The 25,828-nt window shown below is 63.7% G+C and carries 27 protein-coding genes and 1 tRNA gene; 11 read left to right on the top strand and 17 right to left on the bottom strand.

Annotation, left to right across the window (positions count from 1 at the left end; genetic code table 11):
* Positions 1-7 precede the first annotated feature (7 nt).
* On the bottom strand, positions 8-1,180 hold the full coding sequence (locus ACNFJ7_RS13180) for a phospholipase D-like domain-containing protein (protein WP_026009087.1): 1,173 nt from the start codon (positions 1,178-1,180) through the stop codon (positions 8-10).
* 210 nt (positions 1,181-1,390) lie between these two features.
* On the opposite strand from ACNFJ7_RS13180, the gene rpoZ reads away from it, so the two are divergent.
* The gene (rpoZ, locus tag ACNFJ7_RS13175; protein ID WP_019369204.1) at positions 1,391-1,735 is read left to right on the top strand and encodes a DNA-directed RNA polymerase subunit omega; all 345 of its coding nucleotides are present in this window, start codon (positions 1,391-1,393) and stop codon (positions 1,733-1,735) included.
* Between the two features lie 135 nt (positions 1,736-1,870).
* Here the strand turns inward: rpoZ and ACNFJ7_RS13170 are convergent, their stop codons facing one another.
* On the bottom strand, positions 1,871-2,569 hold the full coding sequence (locus ACNFJ7_RS13170; RefSeq protein WP_019369203.1) for an RlmE family RNA methyltransferase: 699 nt from the start codon (positions 2,567-2,569) through the stop codon (positions 1,871-1,873).
* Positions 2,570-2,599: 30 nt separating this feature from the next.
* Positions 2,600-3,649, bottom strand: coding sequence for a Ppx/GppA phosphatase family protein (locus ACNFJ7_RS13165; protein WP_019369202.1), 1,050 nt, complete (start codon positions 3,647-3,649; stop codon positions 2,600-2,602).
* A gap of 179 nt (positions 3,650-3,828) precedes the next feature.
* Between ACNFJ7_RS13165 and ACNFJ7_RS13160 the strand changes: the two genes are divergently transcribed.
* From ACNFJ7_RS13160 to ACNFJ7_RS13140, 5 genes are all read left to right on the top strand, one after another.
* A tRNA-Gln gene (locus tag ACNFJ7_RS13160) sits at positions 3,829-3,902 on the top strand.
* Positions 3,903-4,507: 605 nt separating this feature from the next.
* A complete protein-coding gene (locus ACNFJ7_RS13155) occupies positions 4,508-4,993 on the top strand; it encodes a helix-turn-helix domain-containing protein (RefSeq protein WP_058805444.1) in 486 nt (161 codons plus the stop codon).
* 40 nt (positions 4,994-5,033) lie between these two features.
* Complete coding sequence (locus ACNFJ7_RS13150) at positions 5,034-5,384, top strand: hypothetical protein (RefSeq protein WP_152997807.1); 351 nt, start codon at positions 5,034-5,036, stop codon at positions 5,382-5,384.
* A gap of 30 nt (positions 5,385-5,414) precedes the next feature.
* Entirely contained in the window at positions 5,415-5,858 is a 444-nt protein-coding gene (locus tag ACNFJ7_RS13145; RefSeq protein WP_019369199.1) for a hypothetical protein, read from the top strand.
* Positions 5,855-6,319, top strand: a complete 465-nt coding sequence (locus tag ACNFJ7_RS13140; RefSeq protein WP_160327949.1) for a MarR family transcriptional regulator — start codon at positions 5,855-5,857, stop codon at positions 6,317-6,319. The genes ACNFJ7_RS13145 and ACNFJ7_RS13140 overlap by 4 nt, the downstream gene beginning before the upstream one ends.
* 27 nt (positions 6,320-6,346) lie before the next feature.
* Here ACNFJ7_RS13140 and ACNFJ7_RS13135 read toward each other — a convergent pair whose 3' ends face one another.
* The 10 genes from ACNFJ7_RS13135 to ACNFJ7_RS13090 all read right to left on the bottom strand — a co-directional run bounded on the left by ACNFJ7_RS13135 (position 6,347) and on the right by ACNFJ7_RS13090 (position 15,085).
* Positions 6,347-7,045: an alpha/beta hydrolase gene (locus tag ACNFJ7_RS13135; RefSeq protein ID WP_419724223.1), complete on the bottom strand. Its 699-nt coding sequence runs from the start codon at positions 7,043-7,045 to the stop codon at positions 6,347-6,349.
* Between the two features lie 151 nt (positions 7,046-7,196).
* The gene (locus tag ACNFJ7_RS13130) at positions 7,197-7,697 is read right to left on the bottom strand and encodes a DUF6932 family protein (RefSeq protein ID WP_019369196.1); all 501 of its coding nucleotides are present in this window, start codon (positions 7,695-7,697) and stop codon (positions 7,197-7,199) included.
* Positions 7,694-8,263, bottom strand: coding sequence for a DUF6932 family protein (locus ACNFJ7_RS13125; RefSeq protein WP_019369195.1), 570 nt, complete (start codon positions 8,261-8,263; stop codon positions 7,694-7,696). The genes ACNFJ7_RS13130 and ACNFJ7_RS13125 overlap by 4 nt, the downstream gene beginning before the upstream one ends.
* On the bottom strand, positions 8,256-9,461 hold the full coding sequence (locus ACNFJ7_RS13120) for a beta-ketoacyl-[acyl-carrier-protein] synthase family protein (protein ID WP_026009086.1): 1,206 nt from the start codon (positions 9,459-9,461) through the stop codon (positions 8,256-8,258). The genes ACNFJ7_RS13125 and ACNFJ7_RS13120 overlap by 8 nt, the downstream gene beginning before the upstream one ends.
* On the bottom strand, positions 9,458-9,727 hold the full coding sequence (locus ACNFJ7_RS13115; protein ID WP_019369193.1) for an acyl carrier protein: 270 nt from the start codon (positions 9,725-9,727) through the stop codon (positions 9,458-9,460). The genes ACNFJ7_RS13120 and ACNFJ7_RS13115 overlap by 4 nt, the downstream gene beginning before the upstream one ends.
* Complete coding sequence (locus tag ACNFJ7_RS13110; protein ID WP_082664447.1) at positions 9,717-11,864, bottom strand: peptidase domain-containing ABC transporter; 2,148 nt, start codon at positions 11,862-11,864, stop codon at positions 9,717-9,719. Before ACNFJ7_RS13110 ends, ACNFJ7_RS13115 begins: the two co-directional genes overlap by 11 nt.
* Positions 11,861-13,156 carry an HlyD family secretion protein gene (locus ACNFJ7_RS13105; RefSeq protein ID WP_082664446.1) on the bottom strand — a complete coding sequence of 432 codons (1,296 nt, stop codon included), beginning with the start codon at positions 13,154-13,156 and terminating at the stop codon, positions 11,861-11,863. The genes ACNFJ7_RS13110 and ACNFJ7_RS13105 overlap by 4 nt, the downstream gene beginning before the upstream one ends.
* A complete protein-coding gene (locus tag ACNFJ7_RS13100; RefSeq protein WP_152997805.1) occupies positions 13,096-14,049 on the bottom strand; it encodes a hypothetical protein in 954 nt (317 codons plus the stop codon). The genes ACNFJ7_RS13105 and ACNFJ7_RS13100 overlap by 61 nt, the downstream gene beginning before the upstream one ends.
* Positions 14,050-14,133: 84 nt before the next feature.
* Positions 14,134-14,382, bottom strand: coding sequence for a hypothetical protein (locus ACNFJ7_RS13095; RefSeq protein WP_019369189.1), 249 nt, complete (start codon positions 14,380-14,382; stop codon positions 14,134-14,136).
* A gap of 76 nt (positions 14,383-14,458) precedes the next feature.
* Positions 14,459-15,085 carry a MarR family winged helix-turn-helix transcriptional regulator gene (locus ACNFJ7_RS13090; protein WP_019369188.1) on the bottom strand — a complete coding sequence of 209 codons (627 nt, stop codon included), beginning with the start codon at positions 15,083-15,085 and terminating at the stop codon, positions 14,459-14,461.
* Between the two features lie 317 nt (positions 15,086-15,402).
* Between ACNFJ7_RS13090 and ACNFJ7_RS13085 the strand changes: the two genes are divergently transcribed.
* From ACNFJ7_RS13085 to ACNFJ7_RS13075, 3 genes are all read left to right on the top strand, one after another.
* Positions 15,403-16,860: a TolC family outer membrane protein gene (locus ACNFJ7_RS13085; RefSeq protein WP_156804362.1), complete on the top strand. Its 1,458-nt coding sequence runs from the start codon at positions 15,403-15,405 to the stop codon at positions 16,858-16,860.
* A gap of 65 nt (positions 16,861-16,925) precedes the next feature.
* Positions 16,926-17,969, top strand: a complete 1,044-nt coding sequence (locus tag ACNFJ7_RS13080) for a S8 family serine peptidase (protein WP_160327948.1) — start codon at positions 16,926-16,928, stop codon at positions 17,967-17,969.
* Positions 17,970-18,095: 126 nt separating this feature from the next.
* The gene (locus tag ACNFJ7_RS13075) at positions 18,096-18,767 is read left to right on the top strand and encodes a phosphatase PAP2 family protein (protein ID WP_019369185.1); all 672 of its coding nucleotides are present in this window, start codon (positions 18,096-18,098) and stop codon (positions 18,765-18,767) included.
* Between the two features lie 13 nt (positions 18,768-18,780).
* Here ACNFJ7_RS13075 and ACNFJ7_RS13070 read toward each other — a convergent pair whose 3' ends face one another.
* The 3 genes from ACNFJ7_RS13070 to ACNFJ7_RS13060 all read right to left on the bottom strand — a co-directional run bounded on the left by ACNFJ7_RS13070 (position 18,781) and on the right by ACNFJ7_RS13060 (position 21,769).
* Positions 18,781-19,644 carry a hypothetical protein gene (locus ACNFJ7_RS13070; RefSeq protein ID WP_019369184.1) on the bottom strand — a complete coding sequence of 288 codons (864 nt, stop codon included), beginning with the start codon at positions 19,642-19,644 and terminating at the stop codon, positions 18,781-18,783.
* An 85-nt stretch (positions 19,645-19,729) separates the two neighbouring features.
* A complete protein-coding gene (locus ACNFJ7_RS13065) occupies positions 19,730-21,181 on the bottom strand; it encodes an ATP-binding protein (protein ID WP_019369183.1) in 1,452 nt (483 codons plus the stop codon).
* 75 nt (positions 21,182-21,256) lie between these two features.
* Complete coding sequence (locus ACNFJ7_RS13060) at positions 21,257-21,769, bottom strand: GAF domain-containing protein (protein ID WP_019369182.1); 513 nt, start codon at positions 21,767-21,769, stop codon at positions 21,257-21,259.
* Positions 21,770-21,878: 109 nt separating this feature from the next.
* Here ACNFJ7_RS13060 and recQ point away from each other — a divergent pair, with 109 nt between their 5' ends.
* Together recQ and ACNFJ7_RS13050 are read left to right on the top strand one after the other, a co-directional pair.
* The gene (gene recQ, locus ACNFJ7_RS13055) at positions 21,879-23,648 is read left to right on the top strand and encodes a DNA helicase RecQ (protein WP_026009084.1); all 1,770 of its coding nucleotides are present in this window, start codon (positions 21,879-21,881) and stop codon (positions 23,646-23,648) included.
* A 63-nt stretch (positions 23,649-23,711) separates the two neighbouring features.
* Complete coding sequence (locus ACNFJ7_RS13050; protein ID WP_019369180.1) at positions 23,712-24,137, top strand: TIGR01244 family sulfur transferase; 426 nt, start codon at positions 23,712-23,714, stop codon at positions 24,135-24,137.
* A 254-nt stretch (positions 24,138-24,391) separates the two neighbouring features.
* Here the strand turns inward: ACNFJ7_RS13050 and ACNFJ7_RS13045 are convergent, their stop codons facing one another.
* Positions 24,392-25,816, bottom strand: coding sequence for an ammonium transporter (locus ACNFJ7_RS13045; protein WP_019369179.1), 1,425 nt, complete (start codon positions 25,814-25,816; stop codon positions 24,392-24,394).
* Between the last annotated feature and the right edge of the window lie 12 nt (positions 25,817-25,828).

Raw genomic sequence — 25,828 nt, 5'->3', positions numbered from 1 at the left:
ATCGGCGTCAGGGCTCGATCGGCCCGTTGTCGCCAAAGTTCAGCCGGCGCGTGACGTTATAGTCGAGCACCGCCATCACGAAATACGCGGCGAACTGCTTGGCCCGGGTCCACCAGCCGCTGCGCGCCTTGTAGAGCGCGGGCGTGATCCGTTCGGACTGCGCCACCTCGCCATCGACGTAATGGCGTACATGCGCGGCAAAGGCGGCATCGTCGATCCGCAGCATCAGTTCGAGGTTGAGAAACATGCTGCGGATATCGAAATTGGCGGAGCCGATATGGACGACATTGTCGATCACATACAGCTTGGTGTGCAGCTTGGTCGGCTGATACTCGTAGATCTCCACGCCCTTGCGCAGCAGCCCGGCATAGGTGAAGCGCGCAGCCCAGATCGCGGCGGTATGATCCAGCTTCGAAGGCAGGACCAGCCGCACGCGGCCGCGACGGCCCGCCTTGTCCAGCCGCCGCAGCATCGCCGGGTTGGGTGCGAAATAGGCGGCGATGATGTCCAGCGTTCGCGCCCGCTCCATATCGTGCTTGACCACCCTGGCCCAGGGCGACAGCCGGCGCATCGGCCCGCCGAGCAGCCAGCGTGCACTGCCGTCGGGTTCGCTCCAGGCTTTCAACGTTCGCCCCAGCGCGCGCAGCGACGCACGCGGCCGCTTCGCCCAGGCGGCGAGCGCATCGAAATAGCCTGTCAGCCGCTCTGCCGCCGGTCCTTCCACCAGCAGGCCCAGGTCGCGCCACGCCTGCTCGGCGATCGTGCCGAAATAGCTCGTCTCGATGTTGAACCCGCCCACGATCACGCGTGATTCGTCCGCAAGCGCCAGCTTCTGGTGGTTGCGCAGCAGATAGCGCCGGCCCCAGCGCGGCACGAAGCGGCACACCTCCACGCCGGCCTCGCGCAGCGGCGTGAAGAAATCCTGCGATTGCGCATGTTCGCTGCCCAGCCCGTCGACGATCAGCGCCACGCGCACGCCACGTGCTGCCGCCTCGATCAGCGCCTGGCGCACCGCCGCTCCCGCTTCGTCGTCGACATAAATGTAATAGAGCACGCGCAGCGTCCGCTCCGCCCCCGCGATGAGCGCGAGCAGCGCCGCCATCCGCTCCGGCCCATCGGGCAACAGCGTCAGCCGGTTGCCCTCGACGAGGAAGCTGGGCTGGGCGAGCGCTGTCGGCATGGCGCCGACATGCCCTGTCGGCAGTGGGGCAGCAAGCGGGACGGGATCGGCATAAGGCGCCATGGGCGATGGATGCTCCGGATCGTGAACCTGCGTAACGATCGAAAGCGTCGGCGGGTTCGTGGCCGCGCTGCGGCTTTTCTTGACATTTGCGGCCGCCGCACCTAACTGGCCGGTCTTTCCCGCACCCTGAAATCAAGGAAGACCAGGATGGCGCGCGTCACTGTCGAAGATTGCGTCGACAAGATTCCCAACCGGTTCGACCTGGTGCTGTTCGCTGCGCAGCGCGCACGGCAGATCTCCGGCGGTGCCGATCTTACGCTGGATCGCGATCGGGATAAAAACCCCGTCGTCGCCCTGCGCGAAATCGCCGAAGAGACGATCCGTCCCGATCATCTGGAAGAGTCGGTCGTCGCCAGCCTGCAGCGCGTCCGCATCGACGATGAGGAAGCGCCGGACGAAGTCGGCTCGATCGCAGCCCAGGCAGAGGCCCTTCGCCTCACCGCCGCAGCGCCGCCGCGCAACCAGAATCTGGGCGGCGACTACGAAGGCTGATCCTTCTTCGTCGAACGGCATACGAACGGGCTGGCGGAAACGCCGGCCCTTTTGTTTGTCGCGGGTCTACGACAGCTGCTCAAGGCGATCGCCTCTGCCCAGCGCAGGCGCCGCCCGTAAAGCCCGCTCGCCGGTTCAGCCCTGCTGCTCCTTCGGCGGCGCGGCATCGTCGCTGCGCCCCTTGAAACCCTGCGCGACGACATACCATTCGACCGAGCCCTTGCGGCTCGCCGGCGGCTTGGCGTGCTTCACCGTCGCGAAATTGCGCTTCATCTCGGCGATCAGCGCCGAATCGGCACCGCCGGCGAACACCTTGGCGACGAAAACGCCACCCGGCGCCAGCGTCTTGATCGCGAAATCAAACGCCGTTTCCACCAGCGCCATTGTGCGCAGCGCATCGGTCTGCGGATGGCCCACCGTGTTGGCGGCCATGTCGGACAGGATCAGGTCGGGCGTGCCGCCCAGCGCCTCGATCAGCCTGTCCGGCGCGGCATCGTCCATGAAATCCATCTGCAGCAGCGTCGCGCCTTCGATGGGATCGACCGGCAGCAGGTCGATTCCCACAACCGCCGCCTTGGGCAGAACGCGGCGCACCACCTGCGTCCAGCCGCCGGGCGCCACGCCCAGATCGACTACGCGCCTGGCGCCCTTCAGAAAGCCGAACTTCTCGTCCAGCTCGGTGAGCTTGTAGGCGGCGCGGCTGCGATAGCCCTCCGCCTTGGCGCGCCGGACATAAGGGTCGTTCAGCTGGCGCTCCAGCCAGCGTGTCGATTGCGCCGTGCGGCCCCGTGCCGTGCGCACGCGGACATGGCCGCGGCCTCCGCCCCTGCTCATCGAATCTTCCTCACACGCTTGAATGCCAGTTTACAGGGGCGCGCCGCCGATCAGCCGCCGCAGGATTCCTTCGCGGATGCCGCGATCGGCAATGCCTAGCCGCTCGGCAGGCCAGATGTCGAGGATCGTCTCCAGGATGGCGCAGCCCGCAACGACCAGATCGGCGCGTTCGTTGCCGATGCACGGCACCTGCGCGCGCTCTTTCACGCTCATCGCGGCAATGCGGGCACTCACCGCGCGCATCGCTGCACTCGGCACGATCAGCCCATCTACCGCGGAGCGATCGTAGGAAGCGAGCCCCAGATGCACGCTCGCCAGCGTCGTTACCGTGCCGCTGGTGCCCAGCAGCCGGCGCGTGCCCTTGGGGGTGCGCAGCCGCGCGACGAAGGGGGCGAAGCTGTCCCGCACCCGCGCGCGCATGTCCGCATAGGCGGCGGCCCGGGCATCGGCGTCGACGGCCTTGCTCTGCCCGGTCGCTTCGCTGAGCGATACCACACCCCAGGGCGCGCTGTGCCAGTCGAGGATATGCGGGATCGGCGCGTGCGAATCGACCAGCACCAGCTCGGTCGAGCCGCCACCAATGTCGAACACCAGCGCCGGCCCGTCGCCGGGTTCGAGCAGCGCGTGGCAGCCCAGCACCGCCAGCCGCGCTTCTTCCTCCGCCGTGATGATGTCCAGGGCGATGCCGGTTTCGCGGTACACGCGTTCGATGAACGCGCCGCCATTGCTCGCCTGTCGGCACGCCTGCGTCGCCACCGATCGCGCCAGCGTGACGTTGCGGCGCTTCAGCTTGTCCGCGCAGACGCGCAGCGCCGCCAGCGTGCGCTCGATCGCGGCATCGGAAAGCCGGCCGGTGGTGGCCAGCCCCTCGCCCAGCCGCACGATTCGCGAAAAGGCGTCGATCACCGCAAAGCCGCCTCCCTGCGGACGCGCGATCAACAGCCGGCAATTATTCGTGCCCAGGTCCAGCGCGGCATAGTGGCGCGCGTCGTTCCATCGATTCGCCGGGCCCTTCGCCGGCCCATTTGCTGCCGGTGGCCCAACAGGGCGGGCATCGGCAACGCGCCCTCCGCGGGGCATTCTGGCGGAGCCATCCCCCATCACATCAACTCGCTTATGCTCTTCCGTCACCGAGCCAAAACGGCTCGGCCGGTGCTTGGATGCGAGGCTAGACGAGCGAACGCTGCAGCGCAAGGCGAGCAGGCGAATGCAGCGTTGACAGCCGCGCTTCCCCGCCCTATCTGCCGCGGCCTGATTGATGCCCCGTCGTCTAAAGGTAAGACTACGGACTCTGACTCCGTCAATTGAGGTTCGAATCCTCACGGGGCATCCACCGCTTCCTTGCCATTGCTTCGATCACGCGTGTTTTTGGGCGCGTTGACTCGCAATGCTATGTGGCGTCTCGCAGCCGACTCGGTGGCACCCTCCGGTAGAAGCCCGGCTCCATCGCTTGCGACGCAGCCCGGCTGGCGCTCGCAGGGCCCTCTTCGCGGCGCAAGCCACGCTTGCAGACTCATGCTGTCGAGGGGATGATCTGTTGTGCCTTCCAACAGAATTTGGCGCCGCCCCAATCATCGATCTTTGCAATTTTTCGCGATGCCTACTACCACGGATATCCATTCCAAGACATGGCTAAGGTTATGGAAGGCACAAGACAATTGTTACACTAAACAGTCCGGTCTTTCTCGAATCCGAAATCATCACAACGTAAATGGCACGGTATTAATCCATTTTCAATATATACATAAAGGATACTTTTATTCGCCGGCAATTTTAACTAAACTAAACCTTCAGTAATCTTTAACAAAATTGCAATGCTCAACCCTGTAGATATGTGGCTTCCTGCTTCATCGGACGGAAGGGTGCCGCTACACTCAACCAGTGCTATCGATAGCGAGTTGTCACTGTCCCCGGTTAGAAGTAAATGGCTCTACTGTGATGAATTCGTTCGAAAACGCGGCAAAGGTTGGCTCGCTCAACGAAACCCAACGTGCCTATCTGCGCCTCGTCGCGCAGGGCATGACTTCGAAGCAGATCGCGTTGGCGGTCCACGGATCACATCATACCGTCAATGCCGAAATCGGGATCGCAATGCGTCTCCTTGGTGCGAAAACGCGCCATGAGGCTGCAGCGATGGTCGGATACGCCGACATTTCCTCTTCATACGAGCCTTCGTACGAGCCGGCTGCGCTTGCTGTTCCGCCGCGAGAGGCAGCAGGATCCGACGAAGATGAGGGGGACGAAGCGGACGCCGGGACGGGCTGGGCGCTACCGGTGGCGACAAGGAAACGGCCAATCAACACGCTGACCACGGGGCAGCGCATCGGCTGGGTTCTGATAATCGCCGCGTTGGTCGCACTTCTATTAGGGGGGCTGGTGAGCGGAATCGCCACGATCCTGGTAAGTCTTCACCGGTTAATGTGACCCTCATCCAGACGGCAACCTGATGAACGGGGGAATAAAGATGCGTCGTGAACGCCGAGCCATTGCCATGAACGTTGCGGAACAGATGTGGGAATCCGAACGGGCGAACGATCTCGCCATCGCCAGCACGGCGCGCCTCCTAGCGACCGCATTGGACGCGCGGCTTCAGCTAAGAGCCGGCGCCTGCATCGGCCATGGAGCGGTGGAAGCGCTGGCGAAGACCATAAGCCAACAGACCGCAAGTCGGCGCGCGCTTCTCGAGGCACATGACGTACTCAACGATATTAAAGGAATCGCAGTTTCTGCCGAAGAGGATTTCGGGGGCCTGAGCGACAAGGACGCCAAGAAGATCCTGGGCGCGCATGTCACGCCCCTGCGGCGCGTTAGCTGATCTGCCAACCGACGACAGCTCGCCAACGGCATGACCTTTTTCCTAGCATTGCGCGTAATCTATGCAGCGTTCCTGATCGCCACGACGGTGTTGGGAATGGCTTTTGGTGGCCGGAGCGAACGGCTTGGGACGATGATCGTCCTGACGGCGTCTCTGGCCACCATTTTTATCGAGATACCAATGCTGTTTGAATGGAACAGCTACAGGTCGGGGCTAATCGCCGTCGATATACTAGCACTTATTGCTTTTCTATGTCTCGCGCTTAAATCAAGGAGGTTTTGGCCATTATGGGCAACAGCCTTTCATCTCATAGCAGTTTGCAGCCACTGCGTCGTTGTGATGGGATTGAGTCAGACTCTGCAGATCTACATCTTGTTCCAGGGGTTCTGGGCTTATCCAATCATGGTGCTCATTATCTTCGGTGCCCTATCACGCCAGCGAAGGCTGAACTCGGGGAGACTCACAACTATTTGACGGTGCGGTCTGCGCTCGATCAGTTGGAGAGCGCTGTCTATAAAGTGCTCGATCGCGAAGTTGGCCCACGCGGCATATCGCTTCGCTTGGTCCATCACGCACGGCGGCAATATGCGATGCGGCGGCAGCGGGACGTCCTCGTTAAGGACATGTTCGGCGAGCCTGCATGGGACATGCTGCTGGAGTTGTTCATCGCGGAAGCGGAGGGTCGGCCCACACCGGTTAAGAACCTCTGCCTGGCGGCATGCGCTTCCGTCTCGACCGCGCTCCGGCGTCTGGATTGCTTGGTCGAGGCGGGACTGGTGGGCAAAGTTGACGACGCGACCGATGCACGGCGGTCCCTGATTCAGCTGACGGATCGTGGCATGGGCGTGATGACCATGCTGCTGCAGTATGAAGTCTTCGAGCGCTTGCCGGCGGAAGGCGGACATCGACAAAGTCACCATGTCTCTCAAAAGTAAATTCGGGTGCAACCATGCCGCAGCACGTTAGTCTTGATGGACGCCGTCCATCGCGATCGCGGCAGCCGGCTGATGTCGCGCTATATGGATCAACTGATCCCAGATCATCCGTGCGATCGGGTCTAGTCGTATCCGGTGTGGGGCGTCGCGCAGAATGATGATCTGCGGCGGCGGGCTGGCCGCCCTTCCGATCTTGGACGCTTCGGCGATGGGAATCGTTTCGTCGCGGGAACCGTGAAGGATCAGGAGTGACGTGCGAAGCCGCCGTGCAGCGGAAACATTATCAAACCGATCCGGAAGAAAGGGCCCCGCCCACCAGGGCGCCACACTTGCCAGGGAAGAGAAGGCCCCAAGTGTCACGACACCATCCACGGGCTGGTCCGCCGCAAGACGCAACGCCACGCTCGCACCTAGGGAAAAGCCGAAGAGGTACAGGTGTTTCGGCGTACCCAAGCGCGCCGCGCGCAGAAAGGCAGCACCATCGCGATAGAGGCCAGCCTCGCTGGGGCGACCAGGATTACCCCCATAGCCGCGATAGGATGCGACGATGATCTCCACGTCGGGACGTCGCAGCGGGGCAGCCATGGCAGCCGCCGTGTAGCGGTTCCCGGCGTTGCCATGGAAAAAGATCAGCGTCGCGAATGAAGCCGTGGTTGCGGGCCAGCGATACCCCTCGATGGTGAGGCCATCCTCAGTCTGTACCCTCATTGGCAGCGGCGGCGGCACCCCCTGCCAATCCAGTTCCGCCGGCAGCGGATCCGGGAAATAGACATGGCTGCGAATCAGCGAGGCGCCGACGCAGGAGGTCAAAAGAACCGTAAGTGGCCCGAGGGTAGCGAACGCTCCATAGCGCCGCCAGGATCTTCGGAGCATCGACTCAGTCCTGCAAGACGATAAGGTAACTCGCCTGGTCTCCGCCGCGATCGCGGGATTGATAAAGTGTGTGAAAGAAGCACGACATTTTGATTAGCGGGACGGGACCTGCATCCCCCGCGACAAAGCGTAGGTCGAGCCCTTCCCGCCGGCGTCGTAGCAAAACATCAATCGCGTCGGGCCGAGCGTCCGGCGCGAGTCGATACACGACTAGCGCGTCCAGATCATTCGGACTTTCCCCGTCACCAACAAAGCTACCCCCGATCAATAGGCACATGGGAGGGACTCCTTGAGACCGCATGAAGTGCAACTCGCTGATCATCGACGTCCAGAGTTGCTGCCGTTTCGGCGCGGCGCAAAACCGCGCTTTGAACGCGTCGAGCCGCATCAGGTGCGGGCTGCTGCGAGTGACGAGAGGAGCGTCGATAGGATCGAGCAACATAGCAGGGCCGGAAGTATCCTGTCTGCGCGACGTCGCGCGCATCGCCGTGATGCTATCGGTCATCTTGAGCGGCCTCCTTTCGCCATGTCGTCCGCAACATCATTGGGCACCACCATCACGCTACCACGCGACAGCGTATGCAAATCCTTGTCGTACCCAAACACGTTGGAGAAGAATAAAAGTCGCTTCACCAATATAATCGGCTCAACATCTACCGGACAGAACTTGAAATCCACTTTTGAAAAGCGCCGCAGATGAGAGCGTATGGCGTGTATCGCTCGCTCGACATCTGCCACGTCCGTCGATGCAAGCGAATAGACGACCAGCGCATCAAGATCGGAGGGAGATTCACCCTCCCGAATGAAACTGCCTCCCACTAGTAACAGGTGCCAGCCCATTCCTTCGCTTCGAAGCGCGTCGAGCGCTGCCTGCGCATCGGCAAGGATCGCAATCCGATGCGCGCTGGTGCCGAACGTGGCACCGAAGGCGGCGAGATCGAAAATATAGGGACCGCTATTCAGCGGCGTTTCGTTCTGGAAGGCAGCCGCGAACGGCGGAAAGCCGGCGGCCGCAGCGGCAGGATTGATAGCCTGGCAAGCGCGGACGAAGTGACCGAGCGGATCAGACACGCTGCACCAGCAGCGATGCGTTTAGGCCTCCGAACGCGAAGCTGTTCGACAAGATCGTCGACACATCGGCATCACGCGAGGCGTGCGGGATGCAATCAATCGGGCAGGCCGGATCCGGCGTCTCGAAATGCGCCGTACACGGTAGGATCTGCTCGCGAAGGCTCATCACCGACATCGCCAGTTCGAAGGCCCCCGAAGCGCCTAGCGCGTGCCCCAGAACCGATTTGTTGGCAGTGACTGGGATGCGGGGAAGACGATCGCCGAAGACGAGGTGAAGCGCGGCGCACTCGGTAACGTCATTCGCCTGCGTCCCAGTGCCATGCGCATTGACGTGATCGACGGCATCGGCGGAAATCCCCGCATCGCCGAGTGCACCTATCATCGCTCGAGCCATGCCGCCCGCGTCGGGCGCGGTGATCGACCCGGCATCGGAACTCATGCCGAAGCCGATCAGTTCGGCCAGGATATCCGCTCCGCGCGCAGCCGCGATGTCATAGGCTTCTAATACGAACATCGCGGCCCCTTCGCCGAGAACGACGCCACGCCGGCCGAGCGAGAAGGGACGACATCCGTTATCGGAGAGGATATGCAGCGCCTGCCATCCTTTCATGCACCCGTGCGAGAGGCACGCTTCGCTGCCACCCGCGATCGCGACATCGACGGTGCCGGAACGGATATCGGCGAATGCCTGCCCCACGGCATGCGCCGCCGAGGCACAGGCGGAACTGACCGCGAAAACTCCGCCCATGATCTTCCTATCGAGAGCGACATGGCTCGCCGCGCCGCTCAACATGATTCGAGGTACGGTCATCGGATGTAGCCGCGCGGCCCCTTCGCCATATACTCTACGCGAGGCCTCGTCGTGGGTCCGCTCTCCCCCGGTGCCCGAGCCGACGATGCACCGCGTGCGCTCGGCGGGTGTGTGGGCGATGTCGATCCCGGCCATCGCCACCGCCTCTCGCGCTGCGATCACCGCAAATTGCGCCACCAGATCAAGGGTCGTCAGCTGACGCCGTTCGAAATGCGCCTCCGCATCGAAATCGCGAACCTCGGCAACTAGCAGATCTGCGGTATCCGCATATCCGGCGGAAGCAGGCCGCAACAGCCACCGCCCCTCCCGAACCGCATGCCAGCTCTCCGCCAGCGTCCGTCCCCCGGGCGAGATCATGCCCGCTCCGGTGATGGCTACACGCCTCATGCCGTTTGGTGCTTCTGCTCAATCAGCAGTCGCACCGCGTCCGCCGCACACCCAACCGTATCGAACGGGAACGTTCCGTCCGTGTTCGCATTAAACTCAACTAAAATATCGTATCGCTCTTCGATCATGAACATCAAATCTACGAAGTCCAATGAGTCAATTCCAAGCATCGATATCTGCGTATTCGGTCCTATTTCCAAGTTATCATCGCGCTTTATATTACGAAGCATCACAGCGATGTCCGCAATGATGACATCATTTTTCATGCAGATTCTCCATTTCTCCGGCAGCGACTGGGCGAATGGTCGCGATATCCACTTCCGTGAGCACGCCGGCCTCCATACGGAAGACTCGGTCGCTCATCGCAACGACGTGGAGATCGTGCGAGGTAATCACCTTCGTCGCAGGGTGAGCGACAAGGTTTCTGAGAATCATGCCGGCTGTATGGTCGTCCAGATTGGCGGTGATTTCATCCAGCAACAGGAGCGGCGGATCATTGTAGAGCGCACGGGCGAGCATCAGGCGTCGCCGCTGGCCACTCGACAACACGCCGTTTTCTTCGCTGACGACCGTTTCGATGTTGCGCGGGAGATCGGCCACGATCTCCGATAGACATGCCAGGCGCAGGGCCGCGTGGACCTTTGGGATATCGGGTTCGAACGAAAACGCCGTAACGTTCTCGACAATCGAGCCATGCAGCAGCTTGTCGGCCCCAAGCAACAACCCGATGTTCCTGCGATACGCAGCGAGCCCCCACGCATGCAGCGGTGTGCCATCCACTTCTATTTCGCCGTCGCTGGGCTTGTACAGCCCGGCCATCACCTTCAGCAGCGTCGTCTTGCCCGATCCGGAAGGGCCCAGGATCGTGATGGTCTCGCCAGATCCCGCCGGTACTTCCAGATCGATCGCATCCAGGATCGGTTTGTCCGCAAAGCCGGCCCGATAGGAAGCCTGCCGAAGCGACACGCCTCGCCGAATCTGGCGTTCCACCATACGATTGACGGGCTCAGGCTCGATCTCCAGGAAGTCGGAAAGGCGCGCCATATTTGCACCGAGCATCGAGATCTGGGTCATGGTGGTGACTAGATTGTCCACCCGGTCGAAGAACATTGTCCGGTACGTGAAGAAGGCGTAGAGCATGCCCACGGTAAGCTGCGCTTGAAGCACGGAGCTCACCCCGAGATACAGCGTCGCTGCAGTGCCGATCCCGGTGACGATCTCCACGAGCAATACGGCGCTCGCCTCCGTCAGCTGCATGTGGAACGATGCGTTCACAAAGCGAACGAAGCTGTCATACCACCGGGCAGCCGCTGGAACCGTCGCGTTTGCCGTCTTCAGCGCGGCGATTGCACGAAGGCTGTCTATCATTTTCGAGCGCTCTTCCGAACGCGCCTTGAGCGACACCGCCCCCTGCCGCTGCATGCGCGGATACAGTGATAGCCGTATCGCGATCACGACCAGGAATATCGAGGAAACGATCAGCGCAAGCTTTGGTGCGTACAGAAACATGATCGCTCCACTGAAGACGATCATGACCAAATCCACTGCTGCGGCCACAAAGGCGTTCGTGACGATGTTCCGGATGAAATCTATCGATTCCAGCCGGGTAACGATATCGCCTGGATGCCTCGCCTCGAAATAGCGCAAGGGAAGCCTTAGCATTTGCCCGACAGCATTGCGCGTCAGTTGCGCGAAGAACGCACCGCCGGCGTTGGCGATAATTCGCTTCTTCAGCCAATCGGCCACCGCGGTTGTCAACGACACCAGCAACAGGCCTATGGCGAGCGCGCCAAGCAGATCGAGATCGCTCTGGGGCAGTACGGAATCGAGCGCAGCTTCGACGAACAGCGGCAGCGTCATCGATACCATGCTGGCAATGATCGCGACGCAGATGATCTGTACGAGCGACGTTTTTAAGCCGTGGGTAAGTGCGAGGATGCGTGCAAGCGGATAGCGCTTTTCCTTCACGATCACCCGGAACGCCTCGGACGGTTGCAGTTCGAGGACGAATCCCGAATAGCTCGCTTCGACATCCTCGCGCGTCAGCGTGCGCACGCCCGCCGCGGGATTATGGATCACGAAGCGGCGGCCACGAACACGCTTTAAGACGACGAAGTGGTTGCCCTCCCAGTGCAGAACGGCAGGCAGCCGCACGCGCTTGAGATCGTCGAGCACATCGACCTTGTAGCCACGGACGTCGAATCCCAGTTGGTCCGCGACCATCGCAAGATTGGCAAGACTAAGACCGCGACGGGTGGTCGGATACGACGCCCGCAGGTTGGTGAGATCCATGCGATGGCCATACCATTGCCCGATCATCGCAAGGCAGGCGAGGCCGCATTCGCCGTTGCTGTCTTGCAGGATCATTGGCAGCCGGCGGCGACCTGTATGAAAGAGGTTCATGTCAGGCGTCCGGCTATGGAAAGGAGGGGGGCGAGCCACCACGCCAGGATGCTGCGGCGCTCCACCTCGATGTCTGCGGTGAGCATCATGCCGACGCGGAGCGGCCGCGGCCGCCCATAGGCGGTGATGAACAGGTCGTCGGGCTTAATCTCAACCAGGAAGCGGCGGTCCGCTTCCGCCTCTTCGGTGGCGGGGCGTTCGCCTTCTAGCGACGCAGCCTCGACGCGGGTGACCCGTCCATAGTGCAGCCCGTAGGTCTGAAACGGAAAGGCGTCGTATTTAAGCGACACGCGCTGGCCCTGTTCGATCAACCCGATCGCCCTCGAAGGAACTTGGAGCACAGCTGTCAGAGTCGCGTCCGGCCGCGCTATCGCGAAGATGCGTTGCCCCTCCTCCACGCGCCCGCCCGTCCGAATATTGACCGCGACAACGACGCCGGATTCGGGGGCTACGATTGTCTGCTCCTGGCCAACTTGCAGGGAAACGAGTTGCTGCTCGATCTGCAGCCGCTGAGTCCGAAGCGTCATGGCCGCCTGGAAGAGTTCGCGGCTTCGGCTCTCCAATGCCCCCACCCGCTCGTCACGGCCCCTGGCAATCTCGTTGATCGTCATGTCCGCGTCGGCGGCTTCTTGGAGAAGCTGCATGGACTGAACTCTTGCCTGATCAACCGCCATCTGCGTCACCAAGCCCTCAGAAGCGAGCGTCTCCAGCCCACCCAGGCGCTTTTGAGCGACCAGCTTGCGCTGCTCGGTCAGGCTGCGGCGCGCGCTCGCGGCGGTGGTCGAGATACTGGCGCCGCGACGGATCTGTGCGATCTGCGCTTGGTTTGCCGCGATCGAGCGCGCGTTGTCCGACAGTTGCAAGTCGATGTTGCGCAGCATCGCCGTGCTCTGCTGAATGGAAAGCTGCGTCGCGTCGCCGCCTGCGACGACGATCTGCGGACGGGTAAGGCGTGCCAGCGCTTGGCCTTTGGCGACGTGTTGCCCAGGCCGTACCAAGATGGCCGCGATTACGCCGCTATGTTCCGCGACAAGCGCGGAGAAACCGCTCGCCGCCGCCACCTCGCCACGTGCGGCAGTGGTGCGGGAATATTGGGTCAGCGAGCAGAAGGCGACAGCGACGATGAAGGTGATGCCGAAAAAGATCGTCAGCACCCGCTCCAGCAGCGGTTGCGCCAGCAGCACGGGAGTCTGCATGTGATAAGCGGTGCCCAGTCCGGGCGTAGTTTTATTCACGATGCGGGGTCCGATTGTTGCTGCAGATACTCTCCGAACCGCGACCACATGTGCCATTGCTCGGGGTAGACGTGCAGGGTTTCGGAAACGAAGCGGGTGATCCGAGATACCGCGCGATTGCGTGAGCCGGCATCGTGGTGCGCGACGTCGAAAATGTCGCCGATCTCGATCCGATCGCCTCGACGATCGGCACGAACGCGAAGCAGCATCAGCGGCGCCCGCCCCATCGCCGCTAGGTCGACGGCGCCCGTCGCTACGGCTACCTGGCGCCCCAGCAGATCGAAGTCGTCGCTGCGGCTGGCGGCCGGCGGCAGGTCCACCATGATGATGACGATCGCGCCTTTGCGCACTTCCTTTATGATACGGTGAAAGTCTAGAAGTGCCGTCGGCGAGACGAATTCTACCTCAGCACCCAGGTTGCCGAGTCGCTCGATCGCACGCGCTTCTTCCCCCGCATTGGCATTCTTGAAGATGATAACCTTGCGGTTCTGAAAATGGGAATGAATCAGCCAGACCAGCCCGAGTGCATAGGGCCCAAAATGCATCGTTCCGATGATCGCGCCGCGTTGCGCGGCAAGCCATTGCAGATCCTCGGCTGCGTCGCTGGAAAGACACTGAATGTCGCTTGCCAGCCCGGCAATGCTCCGTCGGCCAAGGGCAAGCCATTCGATCATCGCGACCATGTCGTAGTACATCTTACGGCCGGCGAACTTTCGTCCCTGCCGCTTCGACGAGGCAAGGATGGTCGCAAACGCACGCGAGGTAGAGTCGAGATCGAGCCCGGCCATCACGGGCGCCAGGAACAGGAACGCGATTCGCAGCGCCTGTCGTCGTAGCCGATAGGGCAAATAGGAAAATGCGTGCAACGACCCGTTCAGCAGAATCAGGAACGTCACCTCAAGTACGCGGCGATACGCTCGCGTCGCCCCGACCAGGGTAGCAGCCATCATGGCTGCATCCGCCGTGTGCCGGTCGCCAACAGGGTGGTGCACCGCCAGGCGCACCACCGCGACGTTTCGCTACGCGATTTCCCGTTAGGAAAGCTTGATCTTCGGGGTCGTGATCGAGACCTTGAAGCCGCCGCCAAGATCGATCGGGATGGTGATCGGCGGAATGGTGAGACCGGCAGCCTGCATCTCCGCGACGCCGCCATTATAATCGGCAGCCGTGACGGTAATGTGCGCATTGTCGCCGTCGAGGACCAGCGACGAATCCCCGTACGCATAGGAGTCGCTGTACCCGCCGACGATGAGTTCCAGTTCAATTGTAGAAAGCTGACGCATATCGATTCCCCTGTTGAAATGCCCTCCTCGAAGTCGTTTTCGAAGACGACACCGCAATGATTACGGAGACCCGGCATCATGGTAAGGTAGTTTCTGCTTCGGATACGGATCGATCCGAAATCGACGGGATCTCGTGCGCGCTACTATGCGCATCTTCTTGATCACCGCTCTGAGAAACTTTGAGCGACATGCGCATCGGCAGGAGCCGGAGGTCGCTCTGCTGATTGAGATATTCGCCGAGCACTGCTTCGGCATAGGGCGTAAGCTTCAGCAAGCGTCTGCGAGCATCCTGAACATCGCCGGAACTGGCGACCAGACCACGCCGCTCCAGTTCCAGGATGGTTCTGTTCGCTGTGGAAGGTGCCCTGCCCAGAGTGATAGACGCCGCCTTGATCGAAACGGGCTTGTTCGAACGCCCGGCGACGAACAGTTCAAGCATCAACAACCATTCGGCATTGCGGAAAAGCGCCGGCGCCCCAAAATCCGGCTGTTGCAGATGGGCCGCAATGGCACGCTTCGACGCATCGACCAGCTTTTCGCCGACATAGGATGGAAGGTCGTCGCGCTGCGACGCCTCATCGGCGGAGGTCGTTAACGTCGCCTTCTCGCGCCCCCGTTGCGCGATGTCCTGGGCAAGGCGCGCCATGCGCTCGGCTGCCCGCACAAGACGAGCAACATCGTCTGCCACGATGGCATGTTGCATCCTGCCCCTCCCAGGAAAATGAACCCGTATGCCGATTTGTGCCGGATCGGCATTTGCCTGTCACCGTCGCACCAGGAACAATAAGCATTCAGATTGGACTTGAAAAACGTCCGGTCATTTGTGGATTTCGGACTCCAAATCTTAGTCAATGTTTCGTCAATCCACTGCGGCTTTCCGATATCGGCAACGAGAAACATTTCAGTTTGGGTGCTATTGATTTTTGAGGCGTACGCTCCCGCACGATACGTGTTGCCGCCATAGGGGGAGCCATAGTGACATCGTCGACGTCGCCTGTTGGAGCGTTACCGTGCACGCATTTGGCCTTGAACCTGGCTAAGGGATGCATCCTCGCCGGCGCAGCATTCGCCACCCTCGCCATGAGCTTTGCAGGAGCGGCGCACGCCGATACGCTGGAAGAGGCCTTGCGTCGCGCGCTGCAGACAAACCCGAATCTGGCCAGCGCCTTCGCTGATAACCTCGCCAGCAGCGAAGGGGTTGTGCAGGCGAAAACAGCCGGGCGACCGCGTGCCGCGTTCACGAGCAGCGAAACCGAGTTTCTGAAGCGGTCCGCCAACAGCGCGTTGTTGCCGGACCGGACGCTCAACGCCGATCTTTCGATCACCGTCCCACTCTATCGTTCCGGCGTGGTCAAGTTCGGGGTGAAGGAAGCGCAGTCGCGCTACGAGGCGACCCGCCAAGGCTTTCGCAGCGTCGTCTCCGCCCTCTTCGCCTCTGTGGTCGAAGTGTATAGCAACGTTCTTCGTGACGAAGCCATTGTCCGGGCCAGTGAGCGGAACGTTGCATCGCTCCAGGCGAACCTTCGCAGCGTCCAGGGACGCTTCTCGATCGGCGACCTGACAGTGACGGATGTATCGCTCTCGAACGCGCGGCTTTTGCTCGCTGAAGGTAGCCTGCAGGCGGCACGGGCGCAGTTGATCAGCAGCCGCGAAGACTATGTCCGGGTCATTGGCGCACCACCCAACGACCTGGTCGATATTGGCGATTGGTTCGATAAACCATTGATGGTTGAGGACGCGATCAACGAGGCGATACGCGACAATGGATCGCTTTTAGCAGCACGGATGAATGTGAACGCTGCCGAGTACCGGATACGTTCCGCGCAGGGAGAGCGCGGGCCCCAGGTTTCCGCCTTTGGTTCCGGAAGCTATTTCAACAACCTCCAGTCGGTCTCCAGCCAATCGATCTTTCGGCCTCAGGATCGCGGCACAGCGGCACAGGTAGGTATTACCGTCAGCCTTCCGCTATACCAGGGCGGATTGCCGGCCTCTCGAGTGCGCCAGGCCCATGCGGGCTTGAACAGCGCCATTGAGCAAGTGATTGCGCTGGAGCGAGACGTGGTCGCGCAAGTGCGGTCGGCGTACGCGACCTGGCGGTTATCGCTCGACTATCTGCAGAAGGCGCAACAAGCCATCGCCGCGAATGAAACCGCGCTCAAGGGCGCCAAGTCCGAGAACAATATCGGCGCACGGACCTTGTTGGACGTTCTCGATACCGAGCGGGAGATATTCAACAACTATGTGACAGCTGCCATGGTTCGCAGAGACGTCAATGTCGCTTCTTTCAGATTACTGGCGCTGATGGGCCGGGCGGACCCAGGGGATCTTCGCCTGAGCGATGTCGCAACAACGCGATGGGCCTTGCCGGTCCGCCCGCGCCAATCGTTCAGCGATTGGGCGGACGGCCCGTCGCGCTACGCTTCCGACAGCACCGCCACCGAATCTGTTCCCCCCCAAGACGGAAACGTCCATCGATGAGCAAGGAAGCGAGAATGCAACCAGCGAAGCCGCGTTCACCTGCCGCCTGCGCGTATGGCATGGCCTTGGCAGGCGCCCTCCTGGCCGGTGGATGCGGCGGCGGGTCAGGCCAGGGCACGGTCGTCGTTCCCGGACCTCCAGCCGCCACGCCGACGCCGAGTCCGACCCCTACTCCGACGCCCCCGCCGACGGCGGAACTGCTCGAAGAGCAACGGTCGAACGCGGCGGTCGCATCGGCGGCTAGTGCCGCCTATCGCGCGGGAGCGACGGGACGCGGCATCAAGATCGCCATTCTAGATACCGGGATCGCACCGGGTCTTGGCGAATTCGGCGGCCGGATCGATCCCGCCAGCGCCGATATGGCGGGCACTCGCGGCCTGGTCGACAGTAGCGGGCACGGAACGTTCATGGCGTCGGTGGCAGCGGCCGCGCGCGACGGCAGTGGCATCCACGGCATTGCCTACGACGCGACGATCGTCTCACTGAATATCTCCAATCCAAGCACGTGCACCTCGCTGGCGAATTGCACCATCATGAGCTTCCCCTTGATCGCGTCGATCGATGCCGCGATCGCCGCCAAGGTGCGGGTGATCAATCTGTCGTTCGTATTCGACGAAAGCTATGACCTGTTCCTCGACGCCGTTCGACGCGCAGCTGCGGCAGGGATCGTGGTGGTCATTAGCGCCGGCAACAACGATGCGGGAGGGCAGGAACCGCTGCGGATGGCGCGCAGCTTCGCCGAAGCCGCACCCGGCTGGGTCATCATCGCGGGCGGGCACGATGCTGCGGGCAATTTCGATTACACGTATGCCAATCGCGCGGGCAGTGGTCCGTCGTCGGTCTGGTATCTCGCTGCCCTGTCGCGCGATGTGAACATGATCGCGCCGGACGGACGCACAGTGACCTACAGCGGCACGTCCCCCGCCGCAGCCGCGATAAGCGGTGCGGTCGCGCTTGTTGCCCAGGCCCGTCCCAAGCTGACCGGCGCGCAGATCGTGTCGCTGCTGCTCGACAACGCCACCGATGCAGGTGCGCCCGGTCGGGATCCGGTTTTCGGGAACGGCATCTTGAACCTGTCCAAGGTCTTTGCGGCGCTCCCGCCGCAGTGACGGCTCGACCCACGCGCCAGCCCGGTGGCGCACGTGCAACTTGCACAACTGCAGCCATTTGGCCACATCGCCGCTGATTCCGGTGGCGCCTTGCCGCTGCCGCCGAGCCCTGCAGAACGGAGTATCATGACCAGCCGTCCCCAGCACCGACGCGACCAGTGGCTTTGGCCCGCCCTCGCGTTGCTCGCTCTGTCGCTCACCGGAATAGCAGTGCATCTCGCGCTCGGTTTTGCCACCGGCTTCGCAATCGACAGCCGCATCCTGCTCGCGCTGCGCGAGCCGCAGGCGCTGGGCACGCCGATCGGGCCGCGCTGGCTGCTGCAGTCGGCGATCGACATCAGCGCGCTGGGTGGGTTCACCGTGCTCTGCCTGTTCGGCGTCGCTGCCGTGCTGTTCCTGTTCGCCTTCGGCCGCCGCGCCGAGGCGCTGCTGCTCGCCGGATCGATGCTCGGCGCCTCGACCTGCAACGCGCTGCTCAAGCTGGTGTGGCAGCGGCCCCGTCCGGAGCTGGTGCCGCATTTGGCCGAGGCGTCGAACGCCAGTTTTCCCAGCGGCCATGCGATGACGTCGGCCGCCGTCTACCTCACCCTCGCGGTGATGCTCGCCCAGACCGAATCGAGCCGCTGGGCGCGCGCCTATCTGCTCGCCTTCGCCACCCTGCTGGTGCTGCTGATCGGCTGCAGCCGTGTCTATCTGGGCGTCCACTGGCCGTCGGACGTGCTCGCCGGCTGGTGTTTCGGGGCCGTCTGGGCGCTGTGCATTTTTGCGATCAACGCGCGGATCCACCGCCGCCGGTGAGGGCAATGCGGCGCTAACGGCAGCGCAGCGTCACCTGTTTCGCGGCCTTGTCGAACAGGATCGATGCGCAGCGCGACAGAAGCTCCGCACCGATCGCCAGCGTAAGCGTCGGCTTGCCCTTTGCCTTGCCGGTAACGACGATCTCGTTCGGGTCGACATCGCCTTCGGGAATGGTGCTGGTCGAACCGAAGTCGCTGGTCCGCACCAACATGCCCGCCAGCCGCAGCGGCCCGATCGCCAAGGGCTGATCAAGCGCAAGGTGGCGCACCGGGCGTTCGACGCCAAGCTCGATCGGCATGCCGTGCGGCGCGGCGTCGAAATGCCCGCCCTGTGCCGACGCCAGTGCCGCACCCGCGCCGGCAGTAGCGAGGCTTTCGGCGCGATACGGCGCGAAGGCGACGTGCATCACTTGGCCCGCCACCGCGATTTCGATGCCCAGCCCGTTATAGCCCCAATCGGCCATGGCGAAGCGCGCGATCTCGTCTTCGGGGCTGTCCGGGCGCAAGCGGAACAGGATTCGCGGTTCGGGCAGGCCGCCCGGCCCGATGATTCCATCGGCCCCGGTCACGACGGGTGCAGCGAACCATGTCACGCGCCGCTTGAATTCCCCTCGTTCGAAATCCAGCCGAACCACCGCCGACTTGCCGGGAACCTTTACCGGCCCGATCGCCGCCCGGGTGCCGAACAGCCCGGCTTCAAAACCGGCACGGCTGGCAAATTCCGGGTTGAAGACGGGAATGGTGGGCGCCGCCGGATCGATGCGCAGCGTTGCGGCCGTCGCCTTCACGGTCGCACGCACCGGCGCCATCGCCAGTTCCAGCGGCGGCGCATCCGCCGCCAGCCCAAAGACTGCTACGACCGCAACGAACCGCCCCATGCCCCACGCTCCCCCAGCCGACGTGCGATTTTCCACACGCAATGCGGCGAAATGCAGGCGGGGGCATGGTGGCCGTCGCTAAAGCTCAGCCGTCCGAAGCCTGAGTCGTCCAGCCCAGCCGGGGAATGGTGATCGATCGCTTGCCCGACAGATCGACGCGGGTGACGAACAGGCCCTTGCTCTCGATATACTGCATCAGCCGCCGCACGCGGCCGAGCGAGCTGGTGCCGTAGCTGGTCGCGATATCGGTATCGCTCGGGCAGGGCAGCCCCTCGCGCGCCGCCTTGGCGACGAGCAGGAAAGGCCCCAGCATATCGTCGGGCAGCGCCCGCGCCGCTTCCAGTGCCTGCGCCCAGTCGTCGTCGGGATCGCCATGAATGCCGGCGCGCGCTGCGGAAAGCCGGCGCACGAAGTTGGAGAGGTCCAGCGGCGGGCGGGTAAGCCCCACCATCCGGCAGCGCACCTGAAAATCCTGGTACAGCACCGAAGGCGAACGCAGCGCCGATTGCTCGTCTTCGACGATCGCGCGCAACACATCGGCGACGAGGCCGGCGACTTCCTCCGGATCGCGGTCGGGCTCGACTTCCATCGGTGCGGGCACCGAGCGGGCGAGCGCCTCGAGCATCGTCTCCGAATGGGCATAGGTCGGCGCGGGCGGCGGGGCCGGCGGCACCCATTCGGGCTCGGCCGGCGCCAGCAGCAGGTCCTTCATGTCGTCGGTGGGCGCCTGGGGCAGCGGCGTCAGCTTCGGCGAGGAGCTGCGCGCGCTGGTCTCGACCGATCCGATGCGGATCGCCACCGGGCGGCGCGTGATCGCGGGCCCCAGCCCGAGGAAATGTCCGCGCGCCAGGTCGCGGATCGCCTCGGCCTGGCGGCGTTCCATGCCGAGCAGATCGGCGGCGCGCTGCATGTCGATGTCGAGGAAGGTCCGCCCCATCAGGAAGTTCGACGCCTCGGCCGCGACATTCTTGGCGAGCTTGGCCAGGCGCTGCGTCGCGATCACGCCGGCCAGGCCGCGCTTGCGGCCGCGGCACATCAGGTTGGTCATCGCCGACAGCGAGGCGCGCCGCACCTCTTCCGCCACTTCGCCGCCACCGGCTGGCGCGAACAGCTGTGCTTCGTCGACCACCACCAGCGCCGGATACCAATGGTCGCGCGGTGCATCGAACAGGCCGTTGAGGAAGGCGGCGGCACAGCGCATCTGCCCCTCCGCTTCCAGTCCTTCGAGGCTGAGCACCACCGAAGCACGGTGCTCACGAATGCGCGCGGCGAAGCGGGCGACGTCACGCTCGCTATGGTCGACCGCCTCGATCGCGAGATGCCCGTAGCGATCGGAGAGCGTGACGAAATCGCCTTCGGGATCGATCACCACCTGCTGCACATGGCCGGCGGATTGTTCGAGCAGCCGCCGCAGCAGGTGCGACTTGCCCGATCCGGAATTGCCCTGGACGAGCAACCGGGTCGCAAGCAACTCCTCCAGATCGACCGGCACGGGGCTGCCCGTGCCGTCGACGCCCATGTCCACGCTGACGGTCATCGCCGCCGCTTTGCCGGATCAAGGGGGGCAGCGGCAAGGGCGCCCGCGCGAAAAGCTGTGGGTGTTTGTTTCGTCTCAGGCAGCGTCGGCCGCCGAGAGCCGCTGGCGGCGGCGTTCGAGCGCCGCCATCGTCTTCTCGGCGAGCAGCGTGAGCCGAGCAGTGTCCTGCTCGGTCAGCTGCGGGCGGGCTGTGCTGTCGATCACGCACAGCGTGCCGATCCGCTTCCCCGTCGCCGTGCGCAGCGGCGCACCGGCATAGAAGCGGATATTGGGATCGCCGGTAACCAGCGGGTTTTCCGAGAAGCGGGGGTCCGCCTTGGCATCGTGCACCACGAACACGTCCGGCCCGCGGATCGCATGGGTGCAGAAGGAAATCGAACGCGGCGTCTCCTGCGGCTCCAGCCCGACGCGCGCCTTGAACCATTGGCGGTTCTCGTCGATCAGTGAAATGAGCGCGATCGGCACGCCCAGCGCGGCGGCCGCCTCGCGAACGATCGCGTCGAACTCGGCCTCGTTGGGCGTGTCGAGCACGCCATAGCCCTTGAGCTCGGCGAGGCGGGCGGGTTCGTCAGAGGGTTCCACCGGCATCGTCTGTCTTCCTGCGTTTGCGCCCCCCGGCACATTCGGTCTACTACCGAGCCACAAGTTAACATTTGCTCGACAGTGCAAGCATGTGCCGGGCAGTCTGATGGCAGCCATGCATCCCGATCCCATTGAACATCTCCGCCGGGTTTTCGGCTATGACGCCTTTCGCGGCGTGCAATCCTCGGTGGTGGAGCGCGTGCTCGCGGGCCAGCGCACGCTGGCGGTGATGCCCACCGGTGCGGGCAAGTCGCTCACCTATCAGCTGCCTTCGGTGATGCTGGACGGCACCTGCGTCGTCGTCAGCCCGCTGATCGCGCTGATGCACGATCAGCTGCGCGCCGCGGAGGCGGTGGGCATTCGCGCCGCCACCCTCACCTCGGTCGACGACAATCGCGCCGAGACGATCGAGCGGTTCCGTGCCGGCGAACTCGACCTGCTCTACATCGCGCCGGAACGTGCCTCGGGCGAGGGGTTCCGCAACCTGTTGACGCAGGCGCCGCTCAGCCTGTTTGCGATCGACGAGGCGCATTGCGTCTCCGAATGGGGGCATGATTTCCGCCCCGATTACCGGCTGCTCCGCCCGCTGCTCGATCGCTTCCCCGAGGTGCCGCGGCTGGCGCTGACCGCCACGGCCGACGCGCATACCCGCGCCGACATTCTCGAGCAGCTGGGCATCCCGGAAGACGGGCTGATCGTCGCCGGCTTCGATCGGCCGAACATCCGCTACCATATCGCCCCGCGCGAAAACACGACGCGGCAGATCATCGACGTGGTGGCGGAGAATCCCGGCCCTGGCATCGTCTATGCCCAGACGCGCAAGGGCGTGGAGCAGCTCGCCGAGAAGCTGGCGGCAGAGACCGGGCGGCCGGTGCTCCCCTATCATGCCGGGCTCGATCCCGACGTGCGCCGCCGCAACCAGGCGCAGTTCGTCGCCAGCGAGGACATGGTGGTGGTCGCCACCGTCGCGTTCGGCATGGGCATTGACAAGCCCGACGTGCGATTCGTCGCCCATGCCGGGCTGCCCAAGTCGATCGAGGCCTATTACCAGGAAACCGGTCGCGCCGGTCGCGACGGCGATCCGTCGGTCGCGCACCTCTTCTGGGGTGCCGATGATTTCGCCCGCGCCCGCCAGCGGATCGGCGAGGTAGAGCCTTCGCGCCAGCCGGGCGAGCGCACCCGGCTGACCGCACTCGGCGCGCTGGTCGAGACGGCAGGGTGCCGGCGTCGCATTCTTCTCAAGCATTTCGGCGAGGACGCGCCCGAGACCTGCGGCAATTGCGACAACTGCCTCAATCCGCCCGCCGCGATCGACGCGAGCGTCACTGCGCAGAAATTCCTCTCGGCGGTGTTCCGCACCGGCATGCTGTACGGCGTCGGCTATATCGAAGGCATCCTCACCGGGGTGTCGACGGAGCGCAGCCTGATGAACGGGCATGAGAAGCTGTCGGTATTCGGCATCGTTGGCGGCGACGAAGTGGCGATGCTCAAGCCGGTGTCGCGGGCGCTGCTGCTGCGGGACGCGCTGCGCACCAACGAACATGGCGGGCTGGAATTCGGCCCGGAGGCGCGTGCGATCCTCAAGGGTGAGGCCAAGCTGGAGCTCGTCCTGCCGCCGCGCCGCGAGCGTCGTCGCCGCGGGGCCAAAGGCGCCGTGCCGAATCCGGTCGGCAACCCGCTTTTCGAAGCGCTGCGTGCCAAGCGTCGCGAGATTGCACAGGAAACCGGCCTGCCGCCGTACGTGATCTTCCATGATTCGGTGTTGCGCGACATGGCGATGGCGCGACCCGACTCGCTGGCGGCGCTCGGCCAAGTCTCCGGTGTCGGCGCGCGCAAACTCGACGCTTATGGGCAGGACTTTCTGAACGTCATCCGCCAGTTCTGATCGGCTTTCGCGGGGGGACCGCCCGCGCTACAGCACGCCGGCAATTCAGAAGGAGGACCTGCCATGCCCAACAAGATCGACGACCGTATCTCGGTGGCCCCGCAGATCCGGCCCGAAGACGTGCCGGCGCTCGCGGCGGCGGGCTTCGTCCACATCATCAACAACCGACCCGAAGACGAGGAATTCGGCCAGCCGAGCGGCGCCGAGATCGCCGAAGCGGCCGAGGCGGCGGGCCTGGGCTATACCGCGATTCCGGTAACGCCGGGCGGCTTCTCGATGGCGCAGGTAGAGGCAATGGCGGAGACGCTCGGCTCGGTGCAGGGACCGGTGCTGGCCTATTGCCGCTCGGGAACCCGCTCGTGCAACCTCTGGGCACTGGCCACCGCCTATAAAGGCGGCGAGCCGGAGGCGCTGGTCGCGAAGGGTGCCGGCGCGGGCTACGACCTGTCCGGGATTCGTCCGGCGCTCGAGCAGCTTTCCGGGCGCTGAGTCCTTCGCTCTTTCGCTCCCCTCCCGCTTGCGGGAGGGCTCGGGGGAGGGATTGACAGGGACGTAGCACCATGACGCTCCAGCCCCTCCCCTAGCCCCTCCCGCAAGCGGGAGGGGTACGCTTGCCGCAAGCGGCGAATCGCATCCCCGCGCACAAAAAATGGGCTGGTGGTTGCCCACCAGCCCAGTCGTCCGCAGGAGGAACCTCGGTGGGGCGCCGCGGGGGAAGAGGACCCGCGCGGCGCCCGAACTCGTCAGTAGTTGTAGGCCCGCTCGCCATGCTCGTTGATGTCGAGCCCTTCGACTTCGACTTCCTTCGAGGGGCGGATGCCCATGGTCAGCTTGAGGCCGTAGAACAGGGCCGCCGAAACCAGGCCCGACCACAGCAGGGTGATACCCACCGCCTGGAGCTGGACCAGCAGTTGCGTGCCGATGCTGTAGCTGGCGGCCGGAACCGCCGGGAACTGGGTGTAGTCGATCACGCCCTGGCCGCCGAGCGCCGGATCGGCGACGATCGCGGTGCCGAGCGCACCGATGATGCCGCCGATGCAGTGCACGCCGAACACGTCGAGCGAGTCGTCATACTTCAGCTTGTTCTTCACCGTGGTGACGAAGAAGAAGCAGATCGGCGAGACGATCAGGCCCAGCAGGATTGCAGTCATCGGCGCGGCGAAGCCCGAAGCCGGGGTGATCGCAACGAGGCCGGCGACCGCACCGGTCACGCCGCCGAGCAGCGACGGCTTCTTGTGCACGACCTGCTCGATCACCGCCCAGCTCACCGCCGCCGCCGCCGTGGCGACGAAGGTGTTGATGAAGGCGACTGCGGTCACGCCGTTCGATTCGAGGTTGGAACCGGCGTTGAAGCCGAACCAGCCCACCCACAGCAGCGAGGCGCCGATCATCGTCATGGTCAGCGAGTGCGGCGGCATCGGCTCGCTCTTGAAGCCCACGCGCTTGCCGATCACGAGGCAGCCGACCAGGCCGGCGATGCCCGCATTGATGTGCACGACGGTGCCGCCGGCGAAGTCGAGCGCGCCCTTGCCCCACAGGAAGCCGTAATCGGTCGGCGCGTCGACCAGGAAGTCCGGGCCCGCCCAGTACCACACCATGTGCGCGATCGGGAAATAGACGATCGTCATCCACAGCACGGTGAAGATGATCAGGGGGGTGAACTTCACGCGCTCGGCAAAGGCGCCGACGATGAGCGCCGGCGTGATGCAGGCAAAGGTCATCTGGAAGCAGACGAACGCGAATTCAGGGATATAGACGTTGTTCGAGAAGGTCGCGGCATAGGTGCTGCCGCTCACCCCGATCAGGAACGCCTTGGAAAGCCCGCCGAAGAACTGGTTGTCGCCGCCGCTGGTGAACGCGATCGAATAGCCCCAGCAGCACCAGACCAGCGCCGCGACCGAGACGATCATGAAGACCTGCATCAGCACCGACAGCATGTTCTTGGTGCGCACCAGGCCGCCATAGAACAGCGCCAGTGCCGGCACCGACATCATCAGCACCAGCGCCGAGGAGATCAGCATCCAGGCGGTGTCGCCCTTGTTCACCATCGTCGCCTGCTGCGCGGCGTCGGGCGCCTTCACCAGTGCGGTCTGCGCCCATGCCGGCATCGCCGCGACCAGCGCGGCCGCGCCGAGGCCGAGCCCGGCGGTCTTCCATCCTTGCTTCATTGCTACCCCCTT

The sequence above is a fragment of the Sphingomonas sp. HT-1 genome, from assembly GCF_048568905.1.
In the GTDB taxonomy this organism is placed as follows: domain Bacteria; phylum Pseudomonadota; class Alphaproteobacteria; order Sphingomonadales; family Sphingomonadaceae; genus Sphingomonas.
Note: the sequence above shows the minus strand (reverse complement) of the source record. Positions and strands in the feature narration are given on the sequence as shown.